The sequence below is a fragment of the Variovorax paradoxus genome, assembly GCA_016806145.1.
Taxonomy (GTDB): Bacteria; Pseudomonadota; Gammaproteobacteria; order Burkholderiales; family Burkholderiaceae_C; genus Variovorax.
This window is the reverse complement of the sequence record CP063166.1, coordinates 170,765-186,473: the sequence shown is the minus strand read 5'-3', so window position 1 is coordinate 186,473 and position 15,709 is coordinate 170,765. Positions and strand designations below refer to the sequence as shown.

Here is a 15,709-nt window from a genome sequence, read left to right as displayed (position 1 = left end):
CGCTGCAGTGGTTGATGCCCCATAGATTAGGGGTTAACCCTAGTTAAAAAATGCCAGATCTATGCGCGATGCGCATAGGCTGATCCACCTAGATAGAAACCCTGATGAAACTGCAGCTGCTGTCGGACCTGCATCTCGAATCCCATCCGCGCTTCCACGCCGAGCCCGTGCCGGGCGCCGACCTGCTGGTGCTCGCGGGCGACGTGGGCTCCTACCAGGAAGGCTCGCGCCTGGAGGAGCCCGACTTCGGCCTCGGCCGCTTCTCGCCCAAAAAGGGCTGGCCGACGCCCGTGATCTACGTGCCGGGCAACCACGAGTACGACAACCTCGATTTCGACGAGACCCATGCCCGGCTGCGCGCGCTGTGCGAGGAGCTCGGCATCCTCTGGCTCGAGCGCGAAACGCTGGTGATCGAGGGCATCCGCTTCATCGGCACCACGCTGTGGGCCGACTTCGATGCGCTCGTGACGCCCACCGACGGCCTCGCCGAGGCGCTCAAGAAGCGCGGCAAGGCGATGCGCGCGGCCGACTTCTATCTCGGGAAGATGTCCTCGCGGCGCAACGGCGTGCCCTTCCTGTCGGCCGAATTGCGAGAGCAAGGGCTCACCTGCCAGGCCTGGCTGCGCGAGGCGCTGGCCCAGCCCTTCGACGGCACCACGGTCGCCATCACCCATTTCGCGCCCTCGCTGGCCAGCGCCGATCCGCGCTACGGGCTCACGCCCGGCACGGCGGGCTTCTGCAATTCGCTCGACGAGCTGCTGCCGCAAGCCAGCCTCTGGCTGCACGGCCACCTGCACTGCGCCTTCGACTACGTGAAGGACGGCTGCCGCGTGGTCGCCAATCCGCTGGGCTACCGCAGCAAGGGCGAGCAGGAGGGCTTCCGGCCCGAGCTGCTGATCGAGATCCGCTGAATCCGCGGCGGCGGGCCGTCGATATGATGGCCCGCACTTCTCCTCCAACCACCGCCCTTCGGCCCCGGCCGCCCGCGCATGCTCGACAACCTCGCTCCCTTCCTCATCCACTGGGCCATCACCGCGCTCTCGCTCTGGATCGCGAGCCACATCTTCAAGGGCCTGACTTTCGAGAGCACCGGCGCGCTGGTCATCTCGGCGCTGCTGCTGGGCCTGGCGAACGCGGTCGTGAAGCCGCTGCTGATCGTGCTGACCCTGCCGCTCACGCTGGTGACCTTCGGCCTGTTCCTGCTGGTGATCAACGCGCTGATGATCCTGCTGGTGGCGGCGCTGGTGCGCGGCTTCCGGGTCTCGGGCTTCTGGACCGCGCTGTTCGCGAGCCTGTTCGTCTCGATCTTGAGCATCCTGATCGGCGCCTTCGTCGGCGGCAGCGATCCGGCCACCACGATCCAGATGCCGCAGGGCACCGGCAACTGGCTCTAGGAATTCGAGCCGCGCTTCAGCGCGCGGCCAGCCCGTCGAAGCAGGTCGAGAGCACCAGCTCGACGATCTGCGCGTCGCTGTGCTGCCCGCCGCCCTGCAGGAAACCCAGCACCGGATCGCAGCCGCGCGCATAGAGCGTGTAGAGCACGCCGATCGCGGGCAGCTTCGGATTCATCGAGCCGTCGGCCTGGGCCGCCTGGATCCAGCCGCCGAGGGTGTCGCTGATGGTCACCAGCCGGTCGATGTAGCCGCGGTTGCCCAGCAGGGTCGCGCGCAGGCTGGAATTCTGGTGCGGCAGCGAGGGCATCTCGCCCGCGAGCTGCAGCTCGAGCGCCCAGCGCACCGTGGCGCGCAACTTGCCGATCGGCGGCTCGTCGGCCGGCAGCGACGCGAGCAGATCGAGCGTGCGCTGCATCAGCCGCACCATGGCGGCCGCCGCCAGGTCTTCCTTGCTCGGGAAATGCTTGTAGAGGCTGGCCTTGGCGATGCCCACCGAGGCCGCGACCTCGTCGACCGTCATCGATTCGAAGCCCTTCTGGGCCAGCAGCCGGTTGGCGGTCTGCACGATGGCCTCTTCCCGCGCAGCCAGCATCTGCTCCTTGAACGAGGGCTTGGCGGTCGGGACGGTCATGGCGAAATTCTAGTCTCGCGCGTCGTCTTGCATACACCCCGAGTGCGGAATTACCAACCGGTCTAGGAATTCCGTCGCGGTCTCAGCCGCCGCGGCGCTCGTGCGGGCTGTCCTTGTAGTGCAGCGCCTTGTCGGCGTACATCGCGCGGTCGGCGCGCTGCAGCGCGGCCTCGAGCGAATCGCCCGCATGGCAGGTCGCCAGCCCGATCGCCAGGCTCAGCGCATGGCCGCTCTGGCCGGCATGGAACTGGTTGTTGAGCTCCAGCAGCGCGAGGATGCGCTCGCGCATCGCCTCGGCGCCGCGCTCGTCGGTCTGCGGCATCAGCACCGCGAACTCGTCGCCGCCGATGCGCGCGGGCCAGGACGGCGTGTCGACCGCCTTGTCGAGCACCTCGCCCATGCGGCGCAGCATGGTGTCGCCAGCGGCGTGGCCTTCCTGGTCGTTGAGCTGCTTCAGGCCGTTGAGGTCGATCGCCACGATCGACACCGGCCACGGCCCCTTGCGCGCCAGCCGGTTGAGTTCCTCGGTGTAGAAGGTGCGGTTGCACAGCTGCGTGAGCACGTCGTGCTTGCCCAGGTACTCGAGGTAGGCCTCGGCCTTCTTGCGCGCGGTGATGTCGACCAGCGAGACCAGCACCAGGTCCCAGCTGTCGAGCCGGTCCTCCTGCACCGCGAACTGCATGTGGATGTTGAGCATCTCGCCCGACAGCGCGTAGTTGATCACCTCGCGCTGCTGCAGCGTCTTGTGGTTCCACAGGTCGTTGAGCTGCTCGGCGAAGGATTCGCGCATCTCGTCGCGGAAGATGCGCGACAGGCTGCCCAGCAGGGTGCGCAGGTCGGGCGCGCCGAACATGCGCAGGGTCTCGTGGTTCACGTCGATGACGCGGATCTCCTGCATGCAGCGGGTCACGAACTCGGGATGCACCTTGAGGAAGGTGGTGAAGTCGGTGATGCCGCGCGCGCGCAGGTTGTCGAGCAGGCCGCGCACCGCGCTGAAGTCCTCCACCCACAGCGACACCGGCGAATGGTCGAACAGGCTGCGCGCGTAGCGCTCGCTCTCGGCCTGCCGGCGCTGCGCGGCCACGCGCTCGGTCACGTCGTCGAGCGCGACCAGCACGCGGTCCCAGTGCGCCTCGTGGCCCGGCAGCACGCGCGCGCGCACCCGCACGTCGAGCCGGCGGCCGTCGAGCGCGTAGTTCACGGTCTCGCTCTCGAAGCGCATCTGGCCGCGCCAGAGCTGGTCGAGCTCGTGCACCACGGTCGCCGACATGTCGCCGCGGAACACGCTGTCGAGCGAACCGAGCAGATGGGCCTCGCTCTCGGCCGCGAACAGCTCGAGCGTGTGGCGGTTCACGCGCAGCACCTTCAGCGAGGCCATGCAGTCGCGCACGCGCTGCGGGTCCTCGGCCAGGAAGGCGACGAGGTCGGTCACGCCCTGCGCGCGCCAGCCATCGAGCATGCGCCGCAGCGCGCTGTAGTCCTCGATCCAGAGCGAGACCGGCGCCAGGTCGAAGGTGGCGTCGAGGTCGTCGACGGGGGCGGCATCGGTCGCGTCGGTCAGGTCCATCCGTGAAGCTTTCGAAAGAAGAGGCGGGACAGGGCATCGCCGCCGCGACGATCCGGCAAGGATCGGCCCGGGGCGGAAGGCGCCAGGGACTTTAAACTTAATTATTACCCGGTGGTAGCACCCGGCGCGAGCCCGCAGCCGGGGATTCTGCCTGCGCGCCGAGGCGTTTCAGAGCAGCTCTTCGCCCACGATCGGCAGCAGCAGCCAGTTCTTGAAGCGCAGCCAGATGAACTCGCCGGGCTCGTCCTCGTGGACGATGTCGCCGCCCGCGTCGTCGTACTCGAGCCACTGGACGCGGCGGCCGTCGGGCCCCAGCCGCAGGCGGTAGCCGATGTTGACGCGCGCGGTGGTGCGCATCAGCCGGTCGTAGTCGTTGACCATGTCGGGGCTGTCGATCACCAGACCCATCTCGGTGTTGACCGCGGCCGAGCGGTGGTCGAGGTTCATCGAGCCGACGAAGAAGCGCTCGTCGTCCACGATCGCGAGCTTGGCGTGCAGCCGGCTGATGGTCTTGCCGAAGTCGCCGAACTGGCCCGAGCGCCCGCTGAGCAGCGGCGCGATCTCGAAGATGTTGACGCCGATCTTCAGCATGTCGGCGCGGTAGCGCTCGTAGCCCGCGTAGGCCAGCGGCTCGTCGGTGGCGCCCAGCGAATTGGTGATCACCGTGATGCGCGCGCCCGAGGCGATGTTCTTCTTCATCTGCGCCATGCCGCGCGCGCCCGGAATGAAGTAGGGCGAAGCGATCTTCACGTCGTGCTGCGCCGAGTCGATGACGCCGAGCGCGCCCTCGGTCACGCTGCCGCGGTAGGCCAGCTCGGGCTTGCGCGTGATCTTCTCGGGGTCGTCCACGAACAGCGTGAACGGCGCCCAGTAGCGGTCGAGCTTGCCGGTGATCAGCTGCTCGCCCACCGGCGACTTGTCGAGGATGTCGCGCGGGCGGATCGGCACGTCGGGCACCGCCGTGCGCGCGATCTCGTCGAAGCGGCGCTGCGCCGCCTCGGGCGTCATCGCCAGCGGCGCGATGTTCTCGATCGGGCGCACGTGCGGGCTGTTCCAGTAGCGGTCGAAGCCGTCCGACATCTGGCGCACCACCGGGCCGCACGAGATCACGTCCATGTCGATGAAGTTCGCCGCGGTGCTGCGCATGAAGTACTCGTTGGCGATGTTGCGCCCGCCCGAGACCGCGAAGCTGTTGTCGGCGATCAGCAGCTTGTTGTGCATGCGGTGGTTGATGCGGCCGAAGTCGGTGATCGACAGTGCCAGCCGCGTGGCCAGCGAACTCGAGCGCGAGGGCAGCGGGTTGAACAGCCGCACCTCCACGTTCGGGAAGGCCGAGAAGGTGCTGAAGACCTCGTCCGCGCCGCCGGTGTAGAGGTCGTCGACCAGCAGGCGCACGCGCACGCCGCGCGCGGCCGCCTCGCGCAGCTCCTTGAGGAACAGCAGGCCGACGTCGTCGTTCTCGATCAGGTAGTACTGGACGTCGAGCGACTTCTCGGCGTGGCGCGCCAGCGAGATGCGCGCGTCGAAGGCGAAGGCCGCCTCGGGCAGCAGCCGGAAGCCCGACAGCGGGGTTTCGCTGCCGCCCGGCGCGTCCTTGTACGCGAGCTGGCCCAGCTCGGTCTGCCGCACGTCGGTGAAGGCCAGGGTCGGCGGCTTGTCGGGCGGCGGCGGCAGGCTCGCGCAGCCCGAGATCCATGCGGCCGCGGCGCACAGGGCGAGCACGGCAAGGCGGCGGCGAAGCGGGGTGGCGGGCATGGCTCGAAATGTAGCTCGCGGCGGTGACGAACGTCACCCCTATGATCGACGCGGCGCCACGGGCGCGTGCGAGGGTAAGAGAAGGCTAAGAAAAGGGGTCGGAAAAGAGTGCTCAACGGCTTGTGGCTGGGTTTCTTTCTGGTGGCGGCGCTGGCCGCCTTCGGCCGCTGGCTGTTCGGCGGCGACCCGGCCGTCTTCGCGGCGCTGGTCGAGAGCCTGTTCGCGATGGCCAAGCTCGCGGTCGAGGTCATGGTGCTGCTGTTCGGCACCCTCACCCTGTGGCTGGGCTTCCTGCGCATCGCCGAGGCGGCCGGCCTCGTGGCCTGGCTCGCGCGCATGCTCGGCCCGCTGTTCCGCCGGCTCATGCCCGGCGTGCCGGCCGGCCATCCGGCGCTGGGCCTGATCACCATGAACTTCGCGGCCAACGCGCTGGGCCTGGACAACGCCGCCACGCCGATCGGCCTGAAGGCGATGCGCGAGCTGCAGCGGCTCAACCCCGACCCGGTCACGGCCACCAACGCGCAGATCCTGTTCCTGGTGCTCAACGCCTCCTCGCTCACGCTGCTGCCGGTCACCATCTTCATGTACCGCGCGCAGCAGGGCGCGGCCGATCCCACGCTGGTGTTCCTGCCGATCCTGCTGGCCACCAGCGCCTCCACGCTGGTCGGGCTGCTGTCGGTGGCCGCGGTGCAGCGGCTCCGGCTGTGGGACCCGGTGGTGCTGGCCTACCTGCTGCCCGGCGCGCTGCTGCTCGGCGGCTTCATGGCGCTGCTGGGCACGCTCTCGGCCGCGGCCATCGCCGCGCTCTCCTCGCTGCTGGGCAACCTCACGCTGTTCGGCGTGCTCGTCGCCTTCCTGCTGGCCGGCGCGCTGAAGCGCGTGAAGGTCTACGAATGCTTCATCGAGGGCGCCAAGGAAGGCTTCGACATCGCGAAGAACCTGCTGCCCTATCTGGTCGCGATGCTGTGCGCGATCGGCGTGCTGCGCGCCTCGGGCGCGCTCGACCTCGCGCTCGAGGGCGTGCGCTGGCTGGTGCATGCGGGCGGCTTCGACGCGCGCTTCGTCGACGCCCTGCCGACCGCGCTGGTCAAGCCCTTCTCGGGCAGCGCGGCACGCGCGATGCTGATCGAGACCATGAAGAGCCAGGGCGTCGACAGCTTCCCCGCGCTCGCGGCCGCCACCATCCAGGGCAGCACCGAGACCACCTTCTACGTGCTGGCCGTGTACTTCGGCGCGGTCGGCATCCAGCGCGCGCGGCACACGGTGGCCTGCGCGCTGCTGGCCGAGCTGGCGGGCGTGGTCGCGGCGATCGCGGTCTGCTACTGGTTCTTCGGCTGAAGACCGGCGTCGGGCAGGTGCGCCGCGATCTCCTCGCGCATGATGCGCGCGAGCTCTTCACGGCGCGGCTGGATCCTGAACATCGGCCCGCCCACCAGCAGCGCGAACTGGCGCTGCCCCACCTGCAGCGGCAGCGCCACGCCGCCGAGGTCGGCCGTGAACTCCGCGGCGCCCTCGAACCATCCGCGCTGGATCGAGCGCGCGATCTCGATCTCGACCGCCTCCACGCTCATCAGCGTGGTCGGCGTGTAGCGCTCGAACACGGCCTTGCGCAGCACTGTGGCGCGGTCGGCGTCGGACAGCTGCGACAGCAGCGCGCGGCCGGTGGCGGTGACGTGCAGCGGCACCAGCTTGCCGGGCGCGGCCGAATAGCGCACGGCATGCGGCGACTCGACCGCGTCGATGAACAACGCCTGGCCGCCGCTGATGGCGCCCAGCACGGCCGTCTCCTGGGTGCGTTTCGACAGCGCCTCCAGCAGCGTGCGCAGGCTCGGCGGCAGCGGCGCGGCGCGCTCGATCGCATCGATGAGCTGCTGCCAGCGCGGCGACGGATAGACGCCTTCGCGCGCGCGCGGCTCGTAGAGGTAGCCGCGATTGGCCAGCGTGCCCAGCAGGTTGAAGGTGCTCGAGCGCGGCCAGCCGAAATGCTTCGAGATCTCGGCCAGCGTGGCCGGCCGTCGATGCGTCGCGAAGAACTCGATCAGCTCCAGGGCGTTGACGACCTGCTTGACATCCACGGATGAAAATTTCCTTCTGACTGACGACGGAGTGGGGCTCGGTACCGGCGGGAAGTCTAGCCGGAGCCCACCGGCCCGCCCGGAGCGGCCAGGCCGAGGATGCGGCGCGCCTGCACCTCGTGCGGCCGGTCGATCATCCGGCCGTCGAGGCTCGCCACGCCCGCGGGCGTGGCGGCGAGCGCGTCCAGCACGGCGCGGGCCCAGCGGCGCTCGGCCTCCGAGGGCTCGAAGGCCGCGTTGACGATGGCGCACTGGTCCGGATGGATCGCCGCCTTGGCGCGAAAGCCGTCGATGCGCGCGGCCGAGGCCTCGGCGCGCAGGCCCTCGGTATCGGCGAAGTCGGTGTAGACCGCGTCGATGGCCATCACCTCGGCGGCCGCGGCGCCGAGCAGGCACAGGTTGCGCGCGAGCTCGAACGGCGCGCGGTAGCGCCCGTCCGTGCGGTTCGACGATGCGCCCAGCGCGCCCGCCAGGTCCTCGGCGCCCCACATCAGGCCGCACAGCCGCGCGCTGCTTCCCGCATAGCCGGCGAGCCCCAGCACGGCGGCCGGCGTCTCGGTCGCCACGGCAACGATCGAGGTGCGGCCCGGCGGCAGCCCGAGGGCCGCCTCCATGCCGTCGAGCACGTGGTCGAGGCGAACGATGTCCTCGCGCCCCGCGCACTTCGGCAGCACCACGCCATCGGGCCCGCCGGGCATCACGGCGCCGAGGTCGGCGAGCGTGAGGCCGGTGTCGAAGGCATTGACGCGCACGAACACCCGGCGCCCGCCCCGCTCGCGGCCCAGGGCCTCGCGCGCGAGCCGCCGGGCCTCGTCCTTGCGTTGCGGCGCCACCGCGTCCTCGAGGTCGAGGATCAGCGCGTCGGCCGCGCTCGTGAACGACTTGTCGATCTTGCGCGGGCTGTCCGCGGGCACGAAGAGGAAGGATCGCATCAGGGCATCTCTTGGGATTGGGAATCGAGGGCGCCGGCGACCGCGCCGGCCTGCAGGAGGCCATCGAGCCGGTCGCCACCGATGCCCCAGGCGCGCGCGACGGCCAGGCCGCCCGCGCCGGTTTCGGGTGGCGGGCGCTGGATGGCGCCCGGCGTGCGCGACAGCCGCGGCGCCGGCGCGGGCTGCGCGACGCCGTCGACCCGCACAAAGCTCGCGCGTGCCCGGTTGTGCGGATGCGCCACCGCCTGCTCGTGCGAGAGCACGGGCGTGACGCAGGCATCGCAGTCCTCGAACAGCGCGCACCAGTCGGCCTGCGTGCGGCCCGCGAACAGCGCGCCGAGCATGGCCTTGGCCGCGGGCCAGGTGGCAGGATCGTCGAGCCCCGCGAGCGCATCGGGCGCGAGGCCGGCGCGTTCGGCGAACACCGCGCGGAACTTGCGCTCGATCGCGGCGAACGCGACCCAGGCGCCGTCCGCGCAGCGGTAGACCTCGTAGAACGGCGCGCCCGAATCGAGCAGGTTGCAGCCGCGCGGCGCCGCGTGCATGCCGGCCGCATAGAGGCCGAAGAACGAGGTCATGAGCAGGGCCGCGCCCTCGACCATCGAGGCATCGATGACCTGGCCGTGGCCCGAGCGGCCGCGCTCGACCAGCGCGCAGGCGATGCCGAAGGCCAGGTTCAGCGCCCCGCCCGCATAGTCGCCGACCAGGTTCAGCGGCGGCGTCGGCGCCTGCCCGGCCCGGCCCATGGCATGCAGCGCGCCGGCCAGCGCGATGTAGTTGAGGTCGTGGCCCGCGGCGCGGCTCATCGGGCCGTCCTGCCCGTAGCCGGTCATGCGGCCGTAGACCAGCGCCGGCTGGCGCGCCAGGCAGGGCTCGGGGCCGAGCCCCAGCCGCTCCATCGTGCCGGGCCGGAAGCCCTCGACCAGCACGTCGGCCGCGCCGGCGAGATCGGCCGCCAGCGCCACACCCTCGGGCGCCTTGAGGTCGATCGCGATCGAGTGCTTGCCGCGGTGCGGCAGCTCGAAGCGCCGCGGCCGCGGCAGCCCGATGTCGGCCGCCTCCTTGCGCTCGACCAGCAGCACCTCGGCACCCATGTCCGCGAGCAGCATGCCGCACAGCGGCCCCGGGCCGATGCCCGCGAACTCGAGCACGCGAATGCCCGCGAGCGGTCCCTGCGTCAGTGCCATGCCCTTCTCCCCCCGATGGATGCGCGCCAGCCGCGCGCCAGCGCTTCGCGAAATGCGGGCGCGGCGATCGCGATCAGCCGCTCGGCCCGCTGGTCCAGCGTGGCGTGACGCAGGTCGGCGGCGCCGAATTCGGTGACGACCAGGTCCACGTCCGCGCGGCCGATGGTGGCCGGGTTGCCCGCGAGGTCGAGCACGATGCGGCTGCGCCGCCCGCCCTCGGCGGTGGCCGGCAGCACCGTGATGGCGCGCCCGCCCGGCGACTGCCGCGCGGCGCGCGCGAAATCCAGCAGGCCGCCGACGCCGCCGCGCTGGCGCCCGCCGATGGCCTCGCAGTTGACCTGGCCCGAGAGGTCGACCTCGAGCGCACCATTGATCGCGCACAGGCGATGCAGTCGCGCCATGACCTCGGCCGCGTGCGTGTAGCAGGCGGGCCGCACCTCGACGGCCCGGTTGTCGTCGACCCAGCGATAGAGCTCGGCGCTGCCGATCACGGTGTTGGTCACCGAGATGCCGGCGTCGATGCCCTTGCGGCTGTTGTTCGCCGCGCCCGCGCGCACGAGCCGCGCACCGGCGTCGCCGAGCACGCCCGAATGGATGCCGAGGTCGCGGTGCCCGCCGAGTTCGGCCAGCGCGGCATCGGGCAGGCTGCCGATGCCGGTCTGCAGCGTGGCGCCCTCGGGGATGGCGGCCGCGACATGGCGCGCGATCGCCTGCTCCACCGGCCCGGAACGGGCCGGCGCCAGCTCGACCGGCGGGCCATCGGCCGCGACCCAGTGATCGACACGCAGGTCGCCCGGCAGCGCCGCGCCATGGGTCCAGGGCACGGCCGGATTCACCTCCGCGATCACCACGCGGGCGCGCCGCGCGGCGGCCAGCGTGTAGTCGTTGGCCAGGCCCAGGCTCGGCGGCCGGTGCGCTCCGCCCGGCGCCACCTGCAGCAGCACCACGTCGGCGCGCAGCGTGCCCTCGGCGAACAACCCGGCCAGCAGGGCATAGCGCTCGGGCAGCACCTCGAGCAGGCCGCGGTCGGCCAGGCCGCAGGTGCGCGCCATCGCGCCGTACGAGACGAAGCGCATGCCTGGCGGCACCGGGCCGTCGAAGCTCGCCGACAGGGTGGTGCCGAGGAACACCGTCGACGGCAGCGCCGCGCCGTCGTCCGCCAGCAGCCGCCGCGTCAGCGTCAGCGGCTCGGCCGCGGCCTGGCCGCAGACGATCCAGTCGTCCGCGCGCAGCAGGCCGCGCAGGTCGAAATCGCGCGCGTCGACCGGCGACGAGCCGCCCGTCATGCGAGGGCCGGCTCGGGCTGCCGGCGCATGAAGGCGGCGCGCTGGCACACGCAGACGATCTCGCCGCGCTGGTTGTAGCCGCGATGCTCGAAGTCGACGATGCCCGCGTCGGGCCGCGACTTCGAGACGCGCTTGCTCTTGACCGTGGTCTCGATGCGCAGCGTGTCGCCCGCGAACACCGGCTTCGGGAACGTGACCTCGCGCATGCCGAGGTTGCCGATGGTGGTGCCCAGCGTGGTCTCGCTGACCGACAGGCCGATGACCAGCGCCAGCGTGAAGGTGCTGTTGACCAGCGGCCGGCCGAACTCGGTCTTGGCCGCGAACTCGACGTCCAGGTGCAGCGGCTGCGGATTCATGCTCAGCACGGTCGCCAGCAGGTTGTCGGTTTCGGTGACGGTGCGCGTGGTCGCGTGCTGGAAGATGTGTCCGATCTCGAACTGCTCGAAGTAGAGGCCTGCCATGGTGGGTCCTGTGGGTCCTGTGCGTGGGTGGAAGCGGAAGAGGAAAACGGATCTCAGTCGCGCGGTCCAGGTCGGCCGTCGACGGTGCTGCCTTCGGCCAGCATCGCGTCGATGCGTTCGGCATCGAAGCCGGCCTCGGCCAGCAGCTCGACGCTCTGTTCGCCGATGCGCGGCGCATGCCGCCGGATCGAGACGTCGGCGCTGCTCCAACGCGTGCTGGGCCGCATCTGCACGATGCGGCCTTCGGACGGATGCTCGCCGCGCTCGAAGAAGCCCACCGCCTCGAGGTGCGGATCGACCAGCAGGTCGTCGATCGAATTGACGCGCGCGCACGGCACCTCGTGTGCGCGGCACAGCGCGAGCCACTCGTCGGTGCTGCGGGTGGCGATGATCTCGGCGAGCTGCGCGTAGGTCGCGTGGTAGTTGCTGGCGCGCGCGCTCTGGCTGCCCAAAAGCGGATTGCTGTCGATCTCGTCGGCGCGGCCGATCGCGGCGTAGAAGGCCCGGAACTGCTTGTCGTTGTAGGGCGTGGCGGCGATGTAGCCGTCGAGCGTCCTGTAGGGCCGGCGGTGCGGCGTGAGCAGGCGGCTGTAGCCCGACTCGCCGATCGGCGGCTCGAAGGCCTGTCCGTTGAGATGGTCGCCGAGCACGGTCTGCACCAGCGTCTCGAACATCGGCACCTCGATCGCCTGGCCGATGCCGGTGCGCTCGCGCATCAGCAGCGCGGCCAGCGTGGCGTGCGCCGCGGTCAGCCCGGTCACGCGGTCGGCGACGGTCATCGGCACGAACACCGGCTCGTCCAGGCCCGCGCGCACGAACAGCCCCGACACGCCGGCGCCGGCCTGGATGATGTCGTCGAAGGCCGGCTGGTTGGCATAGGGGCCGTGCTCGCTGTAGCCCACGAGCGCGACGTACACGATCGACGGATTGATCGCGCGCAGGTCCTCGTAGCCGAGCCCGGCGCGCTGCATTGCGGCCGGACGCACGTTGTGGATGAACACGTCGGCCGAGCGGCAGAGCGCGAACAGCGCCTCCTTCGCGGCCGGCTGCTTGATGTCCAGCACGATGCTGCGCTTGTTGCGGCCGTTCGCCAGATACATCGCCCCCATGCGCGGCGTGCGCGCCATGCCGGCGTGGCGCATCACGTCGCCCTCGGGCGGCTCGACCTTGATGACGTCGGCGCCGTAGTCGCCCAGCACCTGGGTCGCGACCGGGCCCATGAGCACCGTGCTCATGTCGACGATGCGGAAGCCCGCGAGCGGCGCGGGCGTGGGGGGAACTGTCATGCGTCTCCTGAGGATTGTTCTTTGTCGTGTACGAATAGTACACATACATGAACAATATCGCCAAGCTCCTGAAACGCTTTTGCTGACGCGACAAACTCTTTCGACTTCGGATTTTTGCTCGCCTTCAGAGGAAGAGCTCCTCCATCAGCGATGAGTCTAGGTGTTCTCCCTCATGTCAATATTAAACACATAGATGAATGATTGGGTTTTCAACCTGTCGCCCGTCCATGAATTTCCAGCTCAGCGCCGAACAGGAATCCATCCGCGATTCCATCCAGAAGATCTGCCGCCGTTTCGACGATGCCTACTGGCTCGAAAGGGACCGGGAAGGCGGCTTCCCCACGGCGTTCGCCGACAGCCTGGCCAAGGACGGCTGGCTGGGCATCTGCATTCCCGAGCAGTACGGCGGCTCGGGGCTGTCGATCGCGGATGCGGCCGTGATGATGCAGACCATCTCGCGCTCGGGCGCCGGGATGTCGGGCGCCTCGGCGGTGCACATCAACGTGTTCGGGCTCAACCCCGTGGTCGTGTTCGGCAGCGAGGCCCAGAAGCAGCGCATGCTGCCGCCGATGGCGCGCGGCGAGGTCAAGACCTGCTTCGCCGTGACCGAGCCGAACACCGGCCTCAACACCACCCAGTTGCGCACGCGCGCACAGCGCCGCGGCGACCGCTACGTGGTCAACGGCAGCAAGGTCTGGATCTCGACCGCCCAGGTCGCGCAGAAGGTGCTGCTGCTCGCGCGGACCACGCCGCTGGAAGAGGTCGAGAAGCCCACGCACGGGCTCACCTTGTTCTATACCGACCTCGACCGCAGCCGCGTCGAGGTGCGCGAGATCGAGAAGATGGGCCGCAAGTGCGTCGACTCGAACGAGCTGTTCATCGAGGATTTCGAGATCCCGGTGGAGGACCGCATCGGCGAGGAAGGCCGCGGCTTCGAATACATCCTGCACGGCATGAACCCCGAGCGCGTGCTGATCGCCGCCGAGGCCGTGGGCCTGGGCCAGCTCGCGCTCGAGCGTGCCACCGCCTATGCCAACGAGCGCGTGGTCTTCAACCGCCCGATCGGCCAGAACCAGGGCATCCAGCATCCGCTGGCGCGCAACTGGATCGAGCTCGAGGCGGCCTGGCTCATGGTGATGCAGGCGGCCTGGCAGTACGACAGCGGACTGCCCTGCGGCGCGGCCGCGAACGCCGCCAAGTACCTGGCCGGCGAGGCCGGCTTCAATGCCTGCCAGCAGGCGGTGATGACGCACGGCGGCTTCGGCTACGCGAAGGAATACCACGTGGAGCGCTACCTGCGCGAGATCATGATCCCGCGCATCGCGCCGATCAGCCCCGAGCTGGTGCTGTGCTTCATCGCGGAGAAGGTGCTGGGGCTGCCCAAGTCCTACTGAGGCACACGCCACGCTCGCCACGCATCGACCGACCGGACCCACAACAAGCCCTCAGCGGCACAGGAGACACGCATGCAGATTCTGGATTCCTTCCTGGCGAAGGCGCTCGCCGCGGGCGCGCTCGCCCTGGCCTGTGCCGCGGCCTCGGCCCAGCCCTATCCGGCCAAGCCGATCCGCGTCGTCGTGCCCTTCGCCGCGGGCAGCGGCACCGACGTGATGACGCGCGTGCTCATGGAGGACGTGCACAAGGGACTCGGCGCCCCGATCGTGATCGACAACAAGCCCGGCGCCAACGGCTCGATCGCCGCCGAGGCCGTGAGCAAGGCCGCGCCCGACGGCTACACCCTGCTGCTCGGCACGAGCTCGGCCCACTCGGCCAATCCCTGGCTCTACAAGAAGCTCAACTACGCGCCGATCAAGGACTTCACCGCGATCGCGCGCACCACCAACTTTCCGTTCGTGCTGGTGGTCAATGGCACCTCGCCCGTGACCAACGTCGCCGACTTCCTCAAGACCGTGCGCGGCGGCGCGAAGAACACCATGGGCTACGGCAACGCCACCGGCCAGGTGGCGGGCGCCCACCTGATGAACGTCGGCAAGTTCTCCGCGATCGCGGTGCCCTACCGCAGCACGCCGCCGGCGCTGGTCGACCTGGTGGGCGGCCAGTTCGACTTCATGTTCGTGGACCTGGCCTCGTCGCAGGGGCTGGTCAAGGACGGCAAGGTGCGGCCGCTGGCCATGATGGCCGACAAGGGCTCGATCCTGATGCCGGGCCTGCCGGCGCTGGGCGAGACCTTTCCGGGCTTCTCGTACATCGCCTGGGGCGGACTGATGGGGCCGGCCGGCATACCGCCGGACATCGTCGCGAAGCTCAGCGCCGAAGTCGTCAAGTCGCTCAACAAGCCCGCGATCAAGGAACGCTTCGCGGCGCTGGGCCTCGAGCCCTATCCCGCGCCGCCCGAGGAGTTCGCGCGCTTCATGGTCGAGCAGGAAGCGGCCTGGGGCACGCGCATCAAGGATGCGGGCATCCAGGCGGAGTGAGGCGGCCTTGAGCCCATCCGAAGCCCGGATCCTCGCGCACCTCGCGTCGCGCCGCCGCAGCTGCCGGGCCTTCCTGGGCGAGCCGCTGCCCGACGCCACCATCGAGCGCCTGTTCGAGACCGCGCGCCACACGGCCTCGTGGTGCAACACGCAGCCCTGGCGCATCGTCGTGACGCGCGGCGCGGGCACCGAGCGCTTCCGCGCGGCCATGCAGGCCGCGGCGCGCGCGCAGCCGCCGGCCAGCGACTTTCCCTTTCCCGCCGGGTACCGCGGCGTGCACCTCGAGCGGCGCCGCGAAGCCGGCCTGCAGCTCTACGACGCCGTCGGCGTGCGCCGCGGCGACCGCGACGCCTCGGCGGCCCAGGCGCTGCGCAACTTCGACTTCTTCGGCGCACCGCATGTGCTGGTCGTCACCGTGCCGGCCGAGCTCGGGCCCTATGCGCTGGTCGACGCCGGCGGCTGGGTCGCGAACTTCCTGCTGGCGGCCGAGGCGCACGGCGTCGCGGCCATCGCGCAGGCCGCGCTGGCGCGGCACGCCGCGGCGATCCGCGCCCATTTCGGCCTGCCCGCCGACCAGCAGGTCGTGTGCGGCATCTCCTTCGGCCACGCCGATGCGGACGATCCGGCGAACGGCTACAGGACCTCGCGCGTGCCCGTCGACGCGACCCTGCAGTGGTCGCGCGATTGAAGGGGGCGGCGG

At 70.3% G+C, this 15,709-nt stretch carries 15 protein-coding genes; 6 read left to right on the top strand and 9 right to left on the bottom strand.

The window, feature by feature from the left end; genetic code table 11:
- The first annotated feature begins 104 nt into the window (after positions 1-104).
- Together INQ48_00930 and INQ48_00925 are read left to right on the top strand one after the other, a co-directional pair.
- Complete coding sequence (locus tag INQ48_00930) at positions 105-911, top strand: metallophosphoesterase (protein QRF57861.1); 807 nt, start codon at positions 105-107, stop codon at positions 909-911.
- 78 nt (positions 912-989) lie between these two features.
- Positions 990-1,394 carry a phage holin family protein gene (locus tag INQ48_00925; GenBank protein QRF57860.1) on the top strand — a complete coding sequence of 135 codons (405 nt, stop codon included), beginning with the start codon at positions 990-992 and terminating at the stop codon, positions 1,392-1,394.
- Positions 1,395-1,410: 16 nt separating this feature from the next.
- Here INQ48_00925 and INQ48_00920 read toward each other — a convergent pair whose 3' ends face one another.
- The 3 genes from INQ48_00920 to INQ48_00910 all read right to left on the bottom strand — a co-directional run bounded on the left by INQ48_00920 (position 1,411) and on the right by INQ48_00910 (position 5,347).
- The gene (locus INQ48_00920) at positions 1,411-1,986 is read right to left on the bottom strand and encodes a helix-turn-helix transcriptional regulator (GenBank protein QRF60563.1); all 576 of its coding nucleotides are present in this window, start codon (positions 1,984-1,986) and stop codon (positions 1,411-1,413) included.
- Between the two features lie 121 nt (positions 1,987-2,107).
- A complete protein-coding gene (locus INQ48_00915; GenBank protein ID QRF57859.1) occupies positions 2,108-3,592 on the bottom strand; it encodes a diguanylate cyclase in 1,485 nt (494 codons plus the stop codon).
- Positions 3,593-3,760: 168 nt separating this feature from the next.
- Positions 3,761-5,347, bottom strand: a complete 1,587-nt coding sequence (locus INQ48_00910) for a phospholipase D family protein (GenBank protein ID QRF57858.1) — start codon at positions 5,345-5,347, stop codon at positions 3,761-3,763.
- Positions 5,348-5,455: 108 nt separating this feature from the next.
- On the opposite strand from INQ48_00910, the gene INQ48_00905 reads away from it, so the two are divergent.
- Positions 5,456-6,685 carry a spore maturation protein gene (locus tag INQ48_00905; GenBank protein ID QRF57857.1) on the top strand — a complete coding sequence of 410 codons (1,230 nt, stop codon included), beginning with the start codon at positions 5,456-5,458 and terminating at the stop codon, positions 6,683-6,685.
- Here INQ48_00905 and INQ48_00900 read toward each other — a convergent pair.
- From INQ48_00900 to INQ48_00875, 6 genes are read right to left on the bottom strand one after another with little or no spacing between them, the layout of a single operon-like run.
- A complete protein-coding gene (locus INQ48_00900) occupies positions 6,667-7,422 on the bottom strand; it encodes an IclR family transcriptional regulator (protein ID QRF57856.1) in 756 nt (251 codons plus the stop codon). The genes INQ48_00905 and INQ48_00900 overlap by 19 nt on opposite strands.
- A gap of 56 nt (positions 7,423-7,478) precedes the next feature.
- Positions 7,479-8,354, bottom strand: a complete 876-nt coding sequence (locus INQ48_00895; protein ID QRF57855.1) for a CoA ester lyase — start codon at positions 8,352-8,354, stop codon at positions 7,479-7,481.
- On the bottom strand, positions 8,354-9,541 hold the full coding sequence (locus INQ48_00890; protein QRF57854.1) for a CoA transferase: 1,188 nt from the start codon (positions 9,539-9,541) through the stop codon (positions 8,354-8,356). The genes INQ48_00895 and INQ48_00890 overlap by 1 nt, the downstream gene beginning before the upstream one ends.
- Positions 9,532-10,827 (bottom strand): 4-hydroxybutyrate CoA-transferase, encoded by a 1,296-nt coding sequence (locus tag INQ48_00885; protein ID QRF57853.1) that lies wholly within the window; start codon positions 10,825-10,827, stop codon positions 9,532-9,534. The genes INQ48_00890 and INQ48_00885 overlap by 10 nt, the downstream gene beginning before the upstream one ends.
- A complete protein-coding gene (locus tag INQ48_00880; protein QRF57852.1) occupies positions 10,824-11,288 on the bottom strand; it encodes a MaoC family dehydratase in 465 nt (154 codons plus the stop codon). The genes INQ48_00885 and INQ48_00880 overlap by 4 nt, the downstream gene beginning before the upstream one ends.
- A gap of 53 nt (positions 11,289-11,341) precedes the next feature.
- The gene (locus tag INQ48_00875; GenBank protein QRF57851.1) at positions 11,342-12,574 is read right to left on the bottom strand and encodes a CoA transferase; all 1,233 of its coding nucleotides are present in this window, start codon (positions 12,572-12,574) and stop codon (positions 11,342-11,344) included.
- Positions 12,575-12,801: 227 nt separating this feature from the next.
- On the opposite strand from INQ48_00875, the gene INQ48_00870 reads away from it, so the two are divergent.
- The 3 genes from INQ48_00870 (at position 12,802) to INQ48_00860 (ending at position 15,697) form a co-directional block, all read left to right on the top strand.
- Entirely contained in the window at positions 12,802-13,968 is a 1,167-nt protein-coding gene (locus INQ48_00870) for an acyl-CoA/acyl-ACP dehydrogenase (GenBank protein ID QRF57850.1), read from the top strand.
- 72 nt (positions 13,969-14,040) lie between these two features.
- Entirely contained in the window at positions 14,041-15,009 is a 969-nt protein-coding gene (locus INQ48_00865) for a tripartite tricarboxylate transporter substrate binding protein (protein QRF57849.1), read from the top strand.
- Positions 14,987-15,697 (top strand): nitroreductase, encoded by a 711-nt coding sequence (locus INQ48_00860; GenBank protein QRF57848.1) that lies wholly within the window; start codon positions 14,987-14,989, stop codon positions 15,695-15,697. Before INQ48_00865 ends, INQ48_00860 begins: the two co-directional genes overlap by 23 nt.
- The last annotated feature ends 12 nt before the right edge of the window (positions 15,698-15,709 follow it).